Here is a 15572-nt window from a genome sequence, read left to right on the forward strand (position 1 = left end):
GGACCATCGCGGCCGCCGATTGCCATTCATTCCCGCGCATGGTTGCCGGAAAATCCCGATGCGGTTTCCTATATATCATGGCATTGTCGGGCACTTTAGCAAGTACATCTCATAAACGTGCTAAATCTGCATCAGTAACTCTGAAGATATGATCCATAATCGCCCGAACATGGATTAGAATTGACTCCACTCGATCTTCATTAACTGATCGTCCTGGGGTCTGACTCGTCCAGAACCTCATTATCGATTATGCAACTGAAAGTATGGTGGGCTTATGTCGACGGTCGGATCGTCTCTGCGTCGGTCTCTATTGCTGAGCGTGCCGGTCTGGGCAGTCTTGGTGGCCGAAGGCCGTGCCGATTGCCAGCCGGCCGTGCCGACCGGCGGCCAGACCGTGACCTGCACCGGCACGCAGACCGGCGGCTTCGTCGCTCCTGCGAACGTCACGGGCCTCACCGTGAACATCCAGTCCGGCGCCACCGTCAGCGGCTCGCAGCAGACCAGCGCGGGAAATAACCCGGGTAACTCGACCGTGCGGGTCAACGGCGCGAGCACCGTGAACAACGCCGGCACGATCAGCAACGCGGCGCCGGTGAACCGCGACAGTTTCGGGGTCAACCTCTACGGCAGCGGCATCACCCTGAACAATTCCGGCACGATCTCGCTCACGGCGCCAGCAGGCAACGCGGCGCTCCGGGTCTACGGCGCCTTCACGAGCGTTCAGGGGCAGCCGGCCGGCACGACCTTCGACAACCTCAGCATCGTCAACAGCGGCACGATCAACGTCACGCAGAACGGCAACGGGATCGCCCGCGGCATCTATGCCGGGGAGCGGATCGGGACGTTGACCATCACCAACACCGCGACGGGCCTGATCTCCGCCGCGCGCGGCGGCACTGCCACCGCCTCCGCCAACGCTGTCGCCGCCATCGATTCGGACGACAACGTGCAATCCGTCACGGTGAACAACGCCGCTGGTGGCCGGATCACGGCGACGGGCGCCAACACGCAGGCCATCAGAGGCCGCGCCTCGTCCTTCGTCATCAACAACAGCGGTGCGATCACCAACACGGACGCGACCGCCGGTTCAGCCGCGATCGCGCTCTATGCGGACGATCCGCAGCCCTACAACAGCACCATCACCAACACGGCGACCGGCGTGATCACCGGCGACGTGCGCAACACCGACGTCGACAACCAGACCGCGGCGAGCGCCGTCGCCAGCCGCCGCTCCGGCACGATCACCAATGCCGGAACAATCAACGGCAACCTCATCTTCGGCAACGGCGACCAGACCATCAACAACACCGGCCGCATCTCCGGCAGCATCACGTTCCTCGACGTGGCCACGGCCGGTGCTGTCGCCGGCAGCGTCAACACGATCAATCTCGGCACCGGCTCGTCGATCGGTGGCAACATCACCGCCCGCGGCCTCGGCGCCAACGCCATCAATCTCGCGGGCACCGGCACGCTCACCGGCACCGTGACCGGGTTCACCAGCCTCACCCAGACCGCCGGCGCCTGGACCCTCGGCGCCGGCTCGGTGCAGAACCTGTCGGGCAACCTGACGGTGGCCGGCGGCAACCTGACCCTCGCCGCGGGCTCGACGCAGAACATCGGCGGCCGGATCCAGGTGACGGGCTCAGGCGCGCAGCTCACCGTCAACAACGCGATCACCGACAAGGCCGTTCTGCTGGCGGGCTCGAACACCACCGTCGTCAACAACGGCACGCTGACCGGGACCGGGGCCGCAGGCCGCGCGAACAACGCCGGCACTCGCGTCTACGGAGTGCTCGCCGATTCGCCCTCCACCGGAAGCATCGCGAATATCACCGTCGTCAACAACGGCTCGATCAGCGTCACCGAGAACGGCGTCGGCATCTCGCGAGGCGTCTACGCGGGCGAACGAATCGACGCGATGACCCTCACCAACACGGGTCGCATCTCGGCGACGCGGGTCGGCAACGGCACCGCCGCGGTGGCGGCCGTGGACTCGGACGACGACGTGACGGCGCTCACGGTGACCAACCGCGCGGGCGGCCAGATCACCGGCACCGGCACGGGGGTGCGCGCCGTCCAGGGCCGGGCACGCAGCTACACCCTCGTCAACGAGGGCACCATCACGGGCCCTGCGGGCGGGCAGGCCGTCGTCATCTACGGCGCCGGCACCGCCACCCTCACCAACGCGGCTTCCGGTACGATCACGGGCGACGTCCGCCTCGTCGATGCCGATTCGGCCAACCCCACCAACAACCGGCGCAACAGCACGACGACCAACGCCGGCCGCATCGCGGGCAACATCGTCTACGGCGCGGCCAGCCACACGCTGACCAACACCGGCACCGTCACGGGCGGCATCACCTTCAACGACGTCGCCGCCAGCGTGAACACGGTCAATCTCGGCACCGGCTCGGTCATCGGCGGTGCCATCACGGCGCAGGGCCGGGGCACGAACGCCCTCGCCCTGTCGGGCACGGGCACGCTCGCCAGCAACGTCGTGGGCTTCACCACGCTGTCGCAGGCGGGCGGCGCCTACACGCTGGCGGCCGGCACGACGCAGGGCTTCTCGGGCGGCGCCTCCGTCACCGGCGGCACGCTGACCGTGAACTCCGCGCTCAACGCCAACACGGCGGTCGGCAGCGCCGGCACGCTCGCGGGCACGGGCACGGTCGGCGGCACCCTGACGAACGGCGGAACCGTCGCGCCGGGCAGCGCCGCCGCGCCGACGGGCACGCTCGCGGTGGCCGGCGCCTACGTCCAGCAGGCCGGCGGCACCCTGCAGAGCACGATCACCCCGGAGGGACAGGCCGCGCGCCTCGCGGTGACGGGCGGCGCGACCCTCGCGGGCACGGCGCGCGTCAGCCCGACGCCGGGCACCTACCTGCCGGGGACCCGCTACACGGTGCTCACGGCGCAGGGCGGCGTGCGCGGCGCCTTCGCGGCGGTGACGGACAACGGCACCCTGCCCTTCCTGATCCGGCCCGCCGCCTCGACGGACGCCAACAACGCCTACATCACGCTCGCGCAGCAGAGCTTCACTCTGGTGGCGCTGACGCCGAACCAGGCCGGCGCCGCCCGCGGGCTCGACGCGGCGCTCGCCAACAACCCGGCGGCGCTCGCCGCCCTCGACAGCCAGAGCAACGCGGCGCTCGCCGGCGTGCTCGACCGCGCCGCGGGCCAGGGCTACGCCTCCGTGGCCGACCCGCAGCTGCGCGCCGGCCGCGCCTTCACCGACCAGCTCGTCTCCCGCGCCTACACGGCCAGCTTCGAGCCCGGCCCGACGCAGTTCACCCTGCCGCCGGCCGTCTACGCCGCGGACCTGCCGCAGCGGGCACCGGTGCCGGAGCCGCGGGTGATCGAGACGAGCCGCGGCTACGGAGTCTGGGCGACCGGCTACGGGCAGTTCGGCCGGGTCGACGGCACCCTGAACGCCGCCGGCCGCAGCGAGACCATCGCGGGCTTCGCGGGGGGCATCGACATGCACCCGCAGGTCGGCACCGTGCTCGGCATCTCGGCGGGCTACGGCTCGGTCGACGTCAGCCTCGGGCGCACCGGCGAGCGGGCGCACACGGATAACGGCCAGGTCGGCGTCTATGGCGGCCTCACGGACGGGGCGCTCTACGCCAATGCCGCTCTCGGCTATGCCCGGGCGGAGGGGCGCCTCGAGTGTCCGCCCGTCTTCGCCGCGCTCGGGGGCACGGGTGCCCGCGGCACGATCAGCGGCAACCAGTTCCTGTCGGCGGGCGAGGCGGGGTACCGCATCGCCTACGCGCCGGGGCAGGTCCTCGCGCCCTTCGTCGGCTTCCAGGTCACGACCTTCGACCAGGACCGCGTGCGCGAGGTCGGCGGCGGCCTGTTCAACCTGAACGTGGCCGGACGCGACTACCTCTCGGCGCGCACGCTGGTCGGCGGGCGCCTCGAATCCTCCGCCACGCTCGGCGGGCGGGTGTTCACAGTCGCCTTCAAGGCCGCCTACGTGCACGACTTCGCGGATGTCGGCCGGACGATCACCTCGGCCTTCGCGCTCGCCCCGGCAGTGCCCTTCGCCGTCGCGGGACGGCGCCTCGACCGGGACCGCGCCCTGATCGGGCTCGGTATCGGCACGCTGCTCGCCCCGGGCCTCACCGGCTTCGTCAACTACGACGCCGAGGTGGCCTCGACCGACTCGATCCAGGCGGTTCGGGGCGGGCTTCGCTACAACTTCTGACCGGTCCGGCCAGAGCCGCCCTCAGCGGCTCCCGCCGCCGCCGCCGTTGGCGCTGCCGTTCGGGATCGCCCGCTCGGGGAAGCTCGCGTTGCCGCCCGCGGCGGAGTTCGTGGTGATCGTCTCGGCGCCGGTGGCGCCCGGGGCGATGACGATGTCCCGGCTGTTGCCGGTCGTGTTCGGCTGGGTCTGAACCACTACGCCGGGCCGGCCGGGGGGCAGGGTGCCCGGCAGGATCTGAGCCAGGGCCGGGCCCGCATTCAGGAGGGCGAGGCCGGCGAGAAGGGCGCGCGTCATCGGGATTTCCACAGGTCTGGGGCCGCCGCGGCGAATGTTGCCGCGGCCTCGGGGCGGACGGAGGATCTGCCGGCCTGATCGAAAGCTAAGATCGGAGCGGGCGGGCGCAAGCGGGGCGCGACCGCGCACGAACGGCGCAGGGCGGCACACCGCAAGAAAGAGCCCGCCGCGGTCGGGCGACCGGGCGGGCGAAGCCTTGGGAGGAACGCCGTCGAAACAGCGATGAACGGAAGGTAGGCCGATTCACAACCGTGGCAATTCCGATGCACGCTGGGCTGGTATGCCAAGGGCGCGTGGATGGGCGCGTGCGCACGCATCGTGGTCCGCTGCTCGGCCCGGATCCGGGATCAGGCATCGTCCTCGGGGGCGAACACCTCGCCCTCTTCGGCGAGCCGGGCGTTGCCCTCGTCCGCCCGCAATTCCTTGAGCGCCCGGTACTCCGCGATCAGCCTGCGCAACTCCGGGCTCGCCGGCGGCACGGCTTCGGCCTCGAGGGCCGCCGCGGTCGCGGCTTCGACCCGCGCCCGGTCTTCGTCCGAGAGGCCGGCCGGATCGGACAGCCCGAATTCCTGCGCGACGCGGGCGGCGATCTCGGCCCGCTTGCCCTCCGCCGTGCAAGCCGTATCGGACATGGCCTGACTCCTCCCTCTGCCGCGCCTGCGAGGCCGATTCTCCGGCCCCTGTCCCGCAATCCCGCGATCCGCGCTCCGTTCCGAGGGGCAGGGAACACGAACGCGCGGGCCATCCCGACGTCACGATCCCGTGCAGGATCGGGAGCCCGGAATGCCGAGACTGGGCCGGAGGCCGAGCGTACGGAATGTGACGGGCCCGAGAACCGCCAAGCTTTCGTCACGCTTTGTGGCGAAAGTCGCGCCTCGCCCACCCGGACCGGAGAGGAGCCTGCCTTTGCAGAAGTCCCACGCCGCGCGCCCGAGCGCCCTCGATGCGCGCCTGAGCGCACCCAAGACCGCCAAGATCCTGCTCGGCAACGAGATCGTCGGCTGCCACCTGCGTGAGGAGGGCGGCGACGACGCCCGCCTGGAGATGATCAGCGCCGCCGGCATCCCCGAGCATTTCGTCCTCGCCGTCGGCGATGGCGACGAGCGGCTCGCGCGGGTGACCTGCCGCAAGCAGGGCGCGAACGGCGCGGAGATCTGGGTGCAGTTCCTCGGCCCTGCCCGGCTCGCGGCCTGAACGGCCCGCCCGAGGCTTCGGCCTCGGGCACCGCGGCCCGCCTGCGGCGTTGGCGCTGGGAGAACCGGCGCACGACGAGGAGGCCGCCAGGATGGACGACCGCACCGACACGCAGGCGCAGCGCATGCCGCACGGCAAGCCCGAGAGCGAGGGGCTCGCCAACGCCCCCCAGGACACCGCGACCGGCCGCGTGAAGCGGCAGGACGGGCCCCTGGAGCGCCCCGGCACCGAGGCCGAGGAGAGGGCCGGGAAGACGGACGCGAAGCGGCGCACGGATTTCTGATCGTCCGCCGATGCACGCCGTATGCCCCTGCGGCGGCTCGATGTTTTCGAGCGGCAAAGCTCCGTCGCAGGCCCCGGAACCGCGCCCATCGTCCGCCCGTTGGCCCGGGACCGACACGGGAGAGCATCATGGGCACCATTACCGGCAGAACGACGATCCGCACGACCCTGGCGGCCACCCTTCTCCTCGGCCTCGGGGGCACGGCCCTCGCGCGCGGCGGCGGGGACGCGGGCAGCGGCCTGTCGCCCTACGCGGCCCTGTCCGGCAACGACCGCTCTGCGGGCGTGAACAACGGCAATTACCGCAATCCTCGCCTCGATCCCTACATTCGGGCCTACGGCGACGGCTACGACCGGCCGGTCCGCTACCGCCGCGCGCCGGTGCCGGGCCCCTATTACGGCTATCCCTACTGATCCGGGAGGCACTACGGCGCCGGCTCACGGAGCCTCGGGGCTCCGGTAGCCGGCGGAGCGCCAGGCCCGCGCCGCGACCGCGGCAACGATCCGCTCCAGGCGCTCCTCGGGCAGCGCCGCGCTCGCGGCGAGGTGATAGGTCTCCCAGCCGATGCTGAGGAAGTCGAGGCCGAAGCGCTCGGCCGCCGAGCGGGCGCCGAGGCCCGCGTCGGCGGCCCCGGTCGCGATCACGGCGGCGACTGCCTGGTGGGTGAATTCCTCGACGCCGTAGCCCGCGATGGCGGCGGGTGCCAGACCCTGCTCGGCCAGCATCTGATCGAACCAGACCCGGGTGCCCGAGCCGCGCTGGCGGTTGACGTAGCGCACGCGTCCCCCAGCGAGATCTCCGAAGGACCGGATCCCGAGCGGGTTGCCGGGCGCCAGCAGCAGGCCCTGCTCGCGCGCGAACAGCGGCTGCACCCGCAATCCCGGATTGTCGACGAGGTCGGCGAAAGGCGCGCCCGCCTCCGCGACGGTGCGGGAGCCGCAGTGGAAGCCAGCCACGTCCGCGCGCCCGTCGAGCAGGTGCTGCACAGCCTCCCGGCTTCCAACCACGGCGACGTCGCAGTCTCCGAGGGCCGCAAGAGCGTCCATCAGCACGAGGTCGTGGCTCGCCGCGATCGCGAGCGGGCGCGGCGCGCCGTCGATCAGGCTCGCGAGGCGCGTCTCGACGGCGCGCGCCTCCCGCGCCAGCGGCGCCGCGAGCCCGGCCGCGGCGTCGGACAGGGCGCGCGCCAAGCCGTGGCCTACCGGCGTCAGGGCGGTGCCGTGGCCGCGGGTCTTGCGCACGAGCTGCTGGCCGATCGCCGCCTCCAGGCTGCGCAGGCGGTCCCAGGCGGCGCGGTACGACAGGTCGAGCGCGGTCGCCACGCCCTGGACCGATCCGGTTCTCTCGATGGCGGCGAGGAGCGCCAGCGCGTCGGCGACGGCGACGCGCCGGGAGCCGAGGCGGATCACGCCGCCGAGCCCGAGTTCCACCGCGATCTCGGTGCGGGCCGGTTCCGTCATGTCGTGTTGCGCCCCACCCTCGTCCGACCCCGGCGGGCCGATCCTGCGGCAGCCTCATAGCACATCGCTCCCGGCGCCCCCTTCCGGAACGATCGGGCTGCACGCGATTGAGCCAAAATTAACCAAACCGGCGCTCAATGCGGGAGGCTCAAGGCCGAATCTTCCCGCATCGGTGACGGCGGACCGGAGGGCATGCGCGCGCTGCGCGGATGCGGCCGGCGCGCGCCCGCGCGGGCGGCCCGAGCGGCACGCGTACCCCGAGTCGAGCCCGCATGGTCCACGTCGCGTACCCGTCCGGCCCCTCCGCGGATCTCCGCCGACGCCGTCGTCTCAGCCGGGGCCTGAGCCTCGCCTTCATCGGCGTCGGTGTCGCCGCCACCCTCGCATCCGTGCTTCCGGAGCCCGCGCGGCGGGACGAGCCGACCCAGGACGCGGCTGCCGTGGCAGCGCCGGCCACGTCGCGGCCGGCCGAGGCCGCGGTCCGGACGACGGTTGCCGGCGCGGCCGCCTGGATGCTCGACCCGAACCCTCTGCTCGGACGCGACTCCGCGACCTTCGCGCGCCCGCGACCCGCCGGGATCGCCCCGTCGGCACCCTCCGCACGCGCCGAAGCCCCTGCCCGCGCTGAAGCCCCTCCCCGCCTGGAAAACCTCGCCCGCGCCGAGACGCGCCCGGTGCAGGTGGTCGCCGAGGCGCCCGCTCCGCTCCCGGCCGCGCGGCCGCCTTTCGTGCCCCTTCCGGTGCCGCGACCGCCGGAGCTGCGCCCCGCGCTGGCCGCGATGACGCCGCGCCTCGCGAGCCGCCAGCCCATGCTCTCGACTCGCAGCGTCTTCAGTGCCGCGACGGCCGAGCGCCCCCTGTCGGAACGGGCGCCCGCGGAGCGCTCCCTGGTCGAGCGGCTTTTCGGCGGCTCGGAGGAGCGGGCAACCCCGGCCCTCGCCTACGCCGCCCCGCAGCGGGACGGCATCGACGACTCGCCGCGAGCCCGCCTCAGCCCGGCTCCGACGCCGAGCGGCGGCACCGCCATCTACGACATCAGCGCCGCGCGCGTGACCCTGCCGAGCGGCGAGGTGCTGGAGGCCCATTCCGGCCTCGGCCACGCCCAGGACAATCCCCGCCACGTGCACCTGCGCATGCGCGGCGCGACGCCCCCCGGCACCTACGACCTGACCGAGCGCGAGCGGCTCTTCCACGGGGTGCGGGCCATCCGCCTCAACCCGATCGGCGGGAGCGCCGCCATCCACGGGCGCGACGGCATCCTCGCCCACACCTACATGCTGGGCCCGAGCGGTGCCTCGAACGGCTGCGTCGTCTTCCGGAACTACGACCGCTTCCTGCAGGCGTTCCTGCGCGGCGAGGTCCGGCGGCTCGTCGTGGTGGCCGGGAGCAAGGGGGATGGCCCGCTGCCGGGCGGCAGCCGCATCGGCCTGTGGGACCGCATGACCGGCCGGACGGGCGGCTGAGGCCGCCCGCGCGGTGCGACGGCGCTTACTCGCCGCCGTCGATGCGCCGGCCGAGGAGCGCGATGGCGCGCTGATAGACCGAGGCGGCGTTCCAGCCCTGGATGGCCGCAAAGTTCGGCTCGCCCGGCTGGTAGCCGGCGCCTGCCCGCCAGCCATGCGCCTTGAGGAAATTGGCGGTGGCGTTCAGGGCGTTCGGGGCGCTGTCGAGGTTGCCGCCCGTGCCGTAGTTGAGCACGCTCTTCGGCAGGAACTGCGTGTGGCCGACCTCGCCGTGGGCCGCGCCCCGGGTGCTCGGCGAGAGGATGCCGCGGTCGACGAGCGTCAGGGCGGCGTAGAGCTGGTCCGTGAAGAAGGCGGAGCGCCGGCAATCGTAGGCGAGGGTCGCCACGGCCGAGAGCGTGTTGATGTTGCCCTTCACGGCGCCGAAGCCCGTCTCCATGCCCCAGATGGCCAGGAGCGGCCCCGGCGGCACGCCGTAGCGCTGCTCGATCGAGGAGAACAGGGCGGCGTTCGACTGCTTGAGCGCGCGGCCGCGCGAGACGATGGCGGGCCCGCCGCGCTTGGCCAGGAACTGGTCGAGGGAGAGCTTGAAGCTCTTCTGGCCGCGGTCGGCCGAGATGGTGGGTGCGGAGTAGGAGGTCTGCATCAGGGCTGCGAGGCTCGACGCGCTGGCGCGTCCCCTCGCCTCCTCGGCGAATTCCCGCTTCCAGGCCTCGAAGCCCGCGGCCGAATTCCCGCACTGGGCGGCCTCGACCCGGCCGGTCAGGCCGACGAGGGCCGCGAGCCCGGCCGCCGCCAGGGATCTCCTGTACCCACTCGTGATCATCCAGAACTCCTGTGTGCGACGGGTCCGGAAACCGCGGCCCACGGCGCGCGACCTTAGCCGCTCAGCCCTGCCATGCGGATTCCCGGACGTCTATGCAAGACCCTACGGCCGGGTCCGCGCGGCAACGACTCAAGCCCTTGATGGTGAACGAATAGGGCAGATCGCGGGCCGAGGCGCCGGCATTTCCGGCGTCTTCCAGGCCGCCGCACGCGAGCCCGGAAGCCGGAACCGTCCGCCGCAGCACGTGGGCCCGTGATGGCGGCCCCGGCTTCCGGATGCCCGTTTCGCCAGCCCGGAGGAGCAGGATCCATCCCGATGCGGCCTCGGCCCAGATCCTCGTTCAGACCATGAGAATGAACGTTCATTGACCTGAGAATGAACGTTCATTATGTTCGGTGGCAGAGGATATCGCATGCACCCGACAAGCCGGACCATCCCGAGCCGATCCGCATTCGACGCGAGCCTGATCGTGCGCGTATCCGGACGCTCCGCGCCTCAGGCGGACGGCGTCGCGGTCCGGTTCCGCATCCCGGAGCCGCTGCGCGCCGCGTTCTCGCCGATGGCCCTCCTCCCGGCCGGCCTCCTGCTGCTCGGCTGGCTGGCGCTCGTCGGCTGGACCGGCGCGGGGCCGGCGGGCTGGCAGTCGCGCGTCTGCGCCGGGCTCGATCTGCCGCCACGATCCTGCGGGACGGTGCGGCCCGCGGACGAGGCGGCCCGGCCGCTCGGGGAAGCCCTGTCGTGAGCGCCGCCGTCGGCACGGTCCTCGACGCCCGCGGCAATCCGGCCGCCCGGCGCGAGCACATCCTCGACGCCGCCGAGACCTGCTTCGTGCGCAACGGCTTCCACCGCACCACCATGCAGGACCTCGCCCGCGAGGCCGCCATGAGCCCGGGCAACTTCTACCGCTACTTCCAGTCGAAGGAGGCCCTGGTCCTCGGCCTCGCGGAGCGCGAGCGGCAGCGCGGCATGGCGCTGGTCGAGGAGCTGGAGCAGGCCGGCGACCGGCGCGGCGCGCTTATCGGGATCATCGAGCGCTACTTCCTGGCGCTCTCCTGCGAGACCGCGATCCTGCGCCTGGACATCTGGTCGGAGGCCACCCGCAACCCGGACATCGCCGCGATGGTGGCCCGGGGCGAGGCGGAGGCGCGCGCCTGGTTCGTCGAGACGCTGGCCGCCCTCGCCACCGCGCCGGGCTGCGATCCTGTCGCCCTGTACGAGGCGATGCATCCCCTGATGAAGGGCATCGTGGTCGGCCGGGCGCTCACCCCGGACTACGACCCCGCGCCGGCCGTCGCACACCTCCTCGCTCTGATCGAGTCCGGCCTCCACGGAAGCCGACCCGACGCTGACGGGACACCTGATCGATGAAAGCCATCCTCGCCCGCGTCGCACCGGCGTTCCTGGCGCTCGCCCTCTCCGGCGCGCCGTCCCTGGCGGAGCCGGGCCCGGCCAAGCCTGCCGCCGAGAGGCCGGGCCCCGCCGTCAGCGTGGTCGAGGCGGTGCGCCGCGAGATCGCCGAGACGATCGTCGTCACCGGCACGCTGGTGCCGCGCGACGAGATCCTCGTCACTCCCGAGATCGAGGGCTACCGCGTGACTGAGGTGCTGGTCGAGGAGGGCATGCGCGTCGAGGGCGGGCAGGTGCTGGCGCGCCTCTCGCGCGACCTGATCGACCGGCAGCTCGCCCAGCAGAACGCTCTGGTGGACAAGGCGCGCGCCGCGATTCCCCAGGCTCGGAGCACCATCGAGCAGGCCGAGGCGGCCGAGATCGAGGCGCGCCTGTCCCACGACCGCGCCCGCCAGCTCCTGCAGACCGGCAATGCCACGGCCGCCGTGATGGAGACCCGCACGGCGGCCCTGCGCCAGGCCGAAGGCAAGCTCGCCTTCGCCCGCAACGGGCTCGTCATCGCCCGGGCCGATCTCGCGCAGGCCGAGGCGGTGCGCGACGAGCTGCAGCTGCGCCTCGCCCGCACCGAGATCCGGGCGCCGGAGGGCGGCATCGTCAGCCGCCGCACGGCCCGCGTCGGCCTCGCGGCCTCGGCCTCCGCGGAGCCGCTGTTCCGACTGATCGCCCGCGGCGAGATCGAGCTCGAGGGCGAGGTCATCGAGACGAAGCTGCCGCTCGTCAGCGAAGGCAGGCCCGCCTGGATCGAGATCGGCGACGGCGAACGGGTCGCGGGCAGCGTCCGCGCGGTCTATCCGGAGGTCGACAAGGCCACCCGTCTCGGCAAGGTCCGCGTCCGCCTCGATCCCGACCGGCGCCTTCGCATCGGCACCTTCGTGCGCGGTGCGGTCGAGATCGCCCGAACCCGCGGCGTGACCGTGCCGCAGGCCGCCATCCTGTACGGGGGCGGCAAGCGCAGCAGCGTCCTCGTCGTGGCGGGCGACACCGTCGAGGCGCGGGAGGTCCGCACCGGGCTCTCCAACGACGACGATGTCGAGATCCGCTCCGGCCTCGGCGCGGGCGAGCGCGTCGTGGCCCGTGCCGGCAGCTTCCTGCGCGACGGCGACCGCGTCCGCCCCGTCCTCGTCGCGAGCGAGGGGCCGAGCGTCGCCGGCGCACCCTCGCCGCGCGACACCGCGGAGGCCGGCCTGCCCTGAGCGGGCGGCCGACCTCCTCGTCCCACCTCCGTGAAAGACGGGTCGCCCCGATGCGCCTAAACGTCTCCGCCTGGGCGATCCGCAAGCCGGTCGCGCCCCTCGTCCTGTTCCTCGTGCTCGTGGTGCTCGGCCTCGTCAGCTTCCGGGGGCTCGCGGTCACGCGCATGCCGAACGTCGACGTGCCGATCGTCTCGGTGGCGATCACGCAAGGAGGCGCCGCGCCGTCCGAGCTCCAGACCCAGGTGACGAAGTGGGTCGAGGACTCGATCGCGGGCGTGCGCGGCGTCAAGCACATCACCTCGTCGATCACCGAGGGCTCCTCCATCACCACGGTGGAGTTCCGTCTCGAGGCGAACACCGACCGGGCGGTGAACGACGTCAAGGACGCGATCTCGAAGATCCGCATCAACCTGCCCCGCACCATCGACGAGCCGGTGATCAGCCGCGTCGAGATCGCGGGCCTGCCGATCCTCGTCTACGGCGTGACCGCGCCCGCGATGACGCCCGCCGAGCTGTCCTGGTTCGTCGAGGACACGGTCGCCCGCTCCCTTCAGGGCGTGAAGGGCGTCGGCGGCGTCGAGCGCGTCGGCGGCGTCGCCCGCGAGGTCCGCGTCACCCTGATCCCCGACCGGCTCCTGGCGCTCGGCATCACGGCGGCGGACGTGAACCGTCAGCTGCGCCTCACCTCCGCCGACATGGCGGGCGGGCGCGGCGAGGTCGGCGGGCGCGAGCAGTCGATCCGGACGCTCGCCGCCTCCCGCAGCGTGCGCGACCTCAAGGCCACCTCGATCGTGCTGCCCGGCGGCCGGAAGGTGCGGCTCGACGATCTCGCGACGGTGGAGGACGCGATCGAGGAACCGCGCACCTTCGCCCGCTTCAACGGCGAGCCGGTCGTCGCCTTCGCGGTCTCCCGCGGCTCGGGCGCGAGCGACGCCGAGGTCGCCGCCGGCGTCGAGGCGCGCATCCGCGAGTTCACGGCGGCCTACCCGGACGTCGCGTTCGAGAAGATCGATTCCTCGGTCTCGGCGACGCTCGGCAGCTACGATTCGGCCATGCACACGCTGATCGAGGGCGCGCTCCTCGCGGTCGTCGTGGTCTTCCTGTTCCTGCGCGACTGGCGGGCGACGCTGATCGCGGCGGTCGCGCTGCCGCTCTCGGTCTTTCCGACCTTCTGGGCGATGGACGCGCTGGGCTTCACCCTCAACGGCATCAGCCTTCTCGCGATCACGCTGGTGACCGGCATCCTGGTCGACGACGCCATCGTCGAGATCGAGAACATCGTCCGCCACATCCGCCTCGGCAAATCGCCCTACCGGGCGGCGATCGAGGGCGCGGACGAGATCGGCCTCGCGGTCATCGCCATCACGGCGACCCTGATCGCGGTCTTCGCCCCCGTCTCGTTCATGGGCGGCATCGCGGGCCGCTACTTCATCCAGTTCGGCCTGACCATCGCGGTGTCGGTGTTCATGTCGCTCCTCGTGGCGCGGCTGATCACCCCGATGCTCGCGGCCTACTTCCTGCGCGACCACGGCCACGCCGAGGAGCGGGAGGGGCGGGTGATGCGCGCCTACGGCCGCCTCGTCGGCTGGTCGGTGCGCCATCGGGTGATCACCCTGATCGTCGGCCTCACGCTGTTCGCGGGCTCCCTCGCCTCGACGGCGCTCCTGCCCTCCGGATTCGTGCCGAAGCAGGACAATGCCCGCACGCTCGTCATGGTCGAGCTCGCGCCCGGCGCCAAGCTCGCCGACACCGTGGCGGTATCCGACCGCGTCGTCGCGCGCATCCGCGCGCTCCCCGAGGTGACGTCGGTCTTCGTGGACGGCGGCCGGCAGGCCGGCGGCAAGAAGGAGACGCGGCTCGCGACGCTCACGGTGAACCTGACGCCGAAGAACCGGCGCGCGAAGAAGCAGGCGGCGATCGAGACGGAGATCGCCGCCCTCCTCGCCGAGGAGCCCGACATCCGCTCCTGGACCCTGCGCGACAGCGGCCAGCGCGATCTCGCCCTGGTGGTGAGCGGCCTCGACGTCGCGGTGGTGAGCGAGGTGGCCGCGCGGCTGCAGCGCGACATGGCGGCGATCCCCCACCTCGTCGCCGTGATGTCGACGGCGCCCCTCGACCGGACCGAGGTGCGCATCCGCCCGAAAGAGGGCGCGGCCGCCGACCTCGGCGTGACGACCGACGCCATCGCCGAGACGGTGCGGGTCGGCACGATCGGCGACATCGGCCTGAACCTCGCCAAGTTCAACGCGAAGGACCGTCAGGTGCCGATCCGGGTCCAACTCCCGGAGAGCGCCCGCGGCGCGGTCTCGCGGCTCGAGAACCTCAAGGTGCCAGCCAAGAACGGGGCGGCGGTGCCGCTCGCCGCGGTCGCCGAGATCGAGCTCGACCAGGGGCCCGGCGCCATCGACCGCTACGACCGCGCGGTGCGCGTGGCGGTGGAGGCCAACATGGAGGGCTCGGACGCGCTGGGCTCCCTGATCGCCCAGGCGCTCCAGACGCCGACCGCCCGCAGCCTGCCGCCGGGCGTCACCATCCGGCAGACGGGTGACGCCGAGATCATGGCCGAGGTCTTCTCCGGATTCCTGATGGCGATGGGCGCCGGCATCATGATGGTCTACGCCGTGCTGGTGCTGCTGTTCGGCTCGTTCCTGCAGCCGCTCACCATCCTGTTCTCGCTGCCGCTGTCGATCGGCGGCGCGATCCTCGGCCTGCTCCTCCTCAACATGCCGATCTCGATGCCGGTGGTGATCGGCATCCTGATGCTGATGGGGCTCGTGACGAAGAACGCGATCATGCTGGTCGATTTCGCCGTCGAGGAGATGGCCCGCGGCGTCGATCCGGTCACCGCGATCGTCGATGCCGGCCGCAAGCGGGCGCGGCCGATCGTGATGACGACCATCGCCATGGCCGCAGGCATGGTGCCCTCCGCCATGGCCCTCGGCGTCGGCGGCGAGTTCCGCGCGCCGATGGCGGTGGCGGTGATCGCGGGGCTCATCGTCTCGACCCTGCTCTCGCTGGTCTTCGTCCCGGCCGTGTTCCTGCTGATGGACGGCCTCTCGCGCCTCCTCGGGCGGCTCCTCGGCCGCTTCGTCGGCGCCCGCGACGAGCCGGACGGCACATCCCTGCCCCACCCCGCGGCGGGCAGCTGACTCGGAGCCGCCCACCTCTCCCGTCCGGGAGAGGTCGAGTGCGTGCCAGCGCACCGGGTGAGGGGTGCGGGTTATCCGGAGAGGTCGCACCCCTCA

At 72.3% G+C, this 15572-nt stretch carries 13 protein-coding genes; 9 read left to right on the forward strand and 4 right to left on the reverse strand.

The genetic code is table 11. The features are described from left to right. The first annotated feature begins 340 nt into the window (after positions 1–340). Positions 341–4207 (forward strand): autotransporter outer membrane beta-barrel domain-containing protein, encoded by a 3867-nt coding sequence (locus MOX02_RS09635; RefSeq protein WP_147025575.1) that lies wholly within the window; start codon positions 341–343, stop codon positions 4205–4207. Between the two features lie 21 nt (positions 4208–4228). On the opposite strand, the gene MOX02_RS09640 is transcribed toward MOX02_RS09635, so the two are convergent. Both MOX02_RS09640 and MOX02_RS09645 read right to left on the reverse strand, forming a co-directional pair. Next, entirely contained in the window at positions 4229–4501 is a 273-nt protein-coding gene (locus tag MOX02_RS09640; protein WP_147025576.1) for a hypothetical protein, read from the reverse strand. Positions 4502–4848: 347 nt separating this feature from the next. After that, a complete protein-coding gene (locus tag MOX02_RS09645; protein ID WP_147025577.1) occupies positions 4849–5133 on the reverse strand; it encodes a hypothetical protein in 285 nt (94 codons plus the stop codon). Positions 5134–5407: 274 nt separating this feature from the next. On the opposite strand from MOX02_RS09645, the gene MOX02_RS09650 reads away from it, so the two are divergent. The 3 genes from MOX02_RS09650 (at position 5408) to MOX02_RS09660 (ending at position 6391) form a co-directional block, all read left to right on the forward strand. Further along, positions 5408–5695 carry a hypothetical protein gene (locus MOX02_RS09650; RefSeq protein WP_147025578.1) on the forward strand — a complete coding sequence of 96 codons (288 nt, stop codon included), beginning with the start codon at positions 5408–5410 and terminating at the stop codon, positions 5693–5695. Positions 5696–5786: 91 nt separating this feature from the next. Next, a complete protein-coding gene (locus MOX02_RS09655; RefSeq protein WP_147025579.1) occupies positions 5787–5978 on the forward strand; it encodes a hypothetical protein in 192 nt (63 codons plus the stop codon). 128 nt (positions 5979–6106) lie between these two features. Beyond that, positions 6107–6391: a hypothetical protein gene (locus MOX02_RS09660; RefSeq protein ID WP_147025580.1), complete on the forward strand. Its 285-nt coding sequence runs from the start codon at positions 6107–6109 to the stop codon at positions 6389–6391. Positions 6392–6415: 24 nt separating this feature from the next. Here MOX02_RS09660 and MOX02_RS09665 read toward each other — a convergent pair whose 3' ends face one another. Then, a complete protein-coding gene (locus tag MOX02_RS09665) occupies positions 6416–7438 on the reverse strand; it encodes a substrate-binding domain-containing protein (RefSeq protein ID WP_147025581.1) in 1023 nt (340 codons plus the stop codon). A 272-nt stretch (positions 7439–7710) separates the two neighbouring features. Here MOX02_RS09665 and MOX02_RS09670 point away from each other — a divergent pair, with 272 nt between their 5' ends. Next, positions 7711–8901: a DUF2778 domain-containing protein gene (locus MOX02_RS09670; protein WP_170267775.1), complete on the forward strand. Its 1191-nt coding sequence runs from the start codon at positions 7711–7713 to the stop codon at positions 8899–8901. A 25-nt stretch (positions 8902–8926) separates the two neighbouring features. Here the strand turns inward: MOX02_RS09670 and MOX02_RS09675 are convergent, their stop codons facing one another. Then, positions 8927–9727, reverse strand: coding sequence for a lytic murein transglycosylase (locus MOX02_RS09675; protein WP_147025582.1), 801 nt, complete (start codon positions 9725–9727; stop codon positions 8927–8929). A gap of 412 nt (positions 9728–10139) precedes the next feature. On the opposite strand from MOX02_RS09675, the gene MOX02_RS09680 reads away from it, so the two are divergent. From MOX02_RS09680 to MOX02_RS09695, 4 genes are read left to right on the forward strand one after another with little or no spacing between them, the layout of a single operon-like run. Beyond that, entirely contained in the window at positions 10140–10469 is a 330-nt protein-coding gene (locus MOX02_RS09680) for a hypothetical protein (protein WP_147025583.1), read from the forward strand. After that, positions 10466–11095: a TetR/AcrR family transcriptional regulator gene (locus MOX02_RS09685; protein WP_147025584.1), complete on the forward strand. Its 630-nt coding sequence runs from the start codon at positions 10466–10468 to the stop codon at positions 11093–11095. Before MOX02_RS09680 ends, MOX02_RS09685 begins: the two co-directional genes overlap by 4 nt. After that, the gene (locus tag MOX02_RS09690) at positions 11092–12327 is read left to right on the forward strand and encodes an efflux RND transporter periplasmic adaptor subunit (RefSeq protein WP_147025585.1); all 1236 of its coding nucleotides are present in this window, start codon (positions 11092–11094) and stop codon (positions 12325–12327) included. The genes MOX02_RS09685 and MOX02_RS09690 overlap by 4 nt, the downstream gene beginning before the upstream one ends. Positions 12328–12377: 50 nt before the next feature. Continuing rightward, complete coding sequence (locus MOX02_RS09695; protein WP_147025586.1) at positions 12378–15476, forward strand: efflux RND transporter permease subunit; 3099 nt, start codon at positions 12378–12380, stop codon at positions 15474–15476. Positions 15477–15572 lie beyond the last annotated feature (96 nt).

This window comes from Methylobacterium oxalidis, assembly GCF_007992195.1.
Lineage (GTDB): Bacteria > Pseudomonadota > Alphaproteobacteria > Rhizobiales > Beijerinckiaceae > Methylobacterium > Methylobacterium oxalidis.

Excerpts from the sequence above, each read along its gene's own strand:
- MOX02_RS09640 (WP_147025576.1), bottom strand. The coding sequence starts at position 4,501 with ATGACGCGCGCCCTTCTCGCCGGCCTCGCCCTCCTGAATGCGGGCCCG.
- MOX02_RS09645 (WP_147025577.1), bottom strand. The coding sequence starts at position 5,133 with ATGTCCGATACGGCTTGCACGGCGGAGGGCAAGCGGGCCGAGATCGCC.
- MOX02_RS09655 (WP_147025579.1), top strand. The coding sequence starts at position 5,787 with ATGGACGACCGCACCGACACGCAGGCGCAGCGCATGCCGCACGGCAAG.
- MOX02_RS09660 (WP_147025580.1), top strand. The coding sequence starts at position 6,107 with ATGGGCACCATTACCGGCAGAACGACGATCCGCACGACCCTGGCGGCC.
- MOX02_RS09665 (WP_147025581.1), bottom strand. The coding sequence starts at position 7,438 with ATGACGGAACCGGCCCGCACCGAGATCGCGGTGGAACTCGGGCTCGGC.
- MOX02_RS09670 (WP_170267775.1), top strand. The coding sequence starts at position 7,711 with ATGGTCCACGTCGCGTACCCGTCCGGCCCCTCCGCGGATCTCCGCCGA.
- MOX02_RS09675 (WP_147025582.1), bottom strand. The coding sequence starts at position 9,727 with ATGATCACGAGTGGGTACAGGAGATCCCTGGCGGCGGCCGGGCTCGCG.
- MOX02_RS09680 (WP_147025583.1), top strand. The coding sequence starts at position 10,140 with ATGCACCCGACAAGCCGGACCATCCCGAGCCGATCCGCATTCGACGCG.
- MOX02_RS09690 (WP_147025585.1), top strand. The coding sequence starts at position 11,092 with ATGAAAGCCATCCTCGCCCGCGTCGCACCGGCGTTCCTGGCGCTCGCC.
- MOX02_RS09695 (WP_147025586.1), top strand. The coding sequence starts at position 12,378 with ATGCGCCTAAACGTCTCCGCCTGGGCGATCCGCAAGCCGGTCGCGCCC.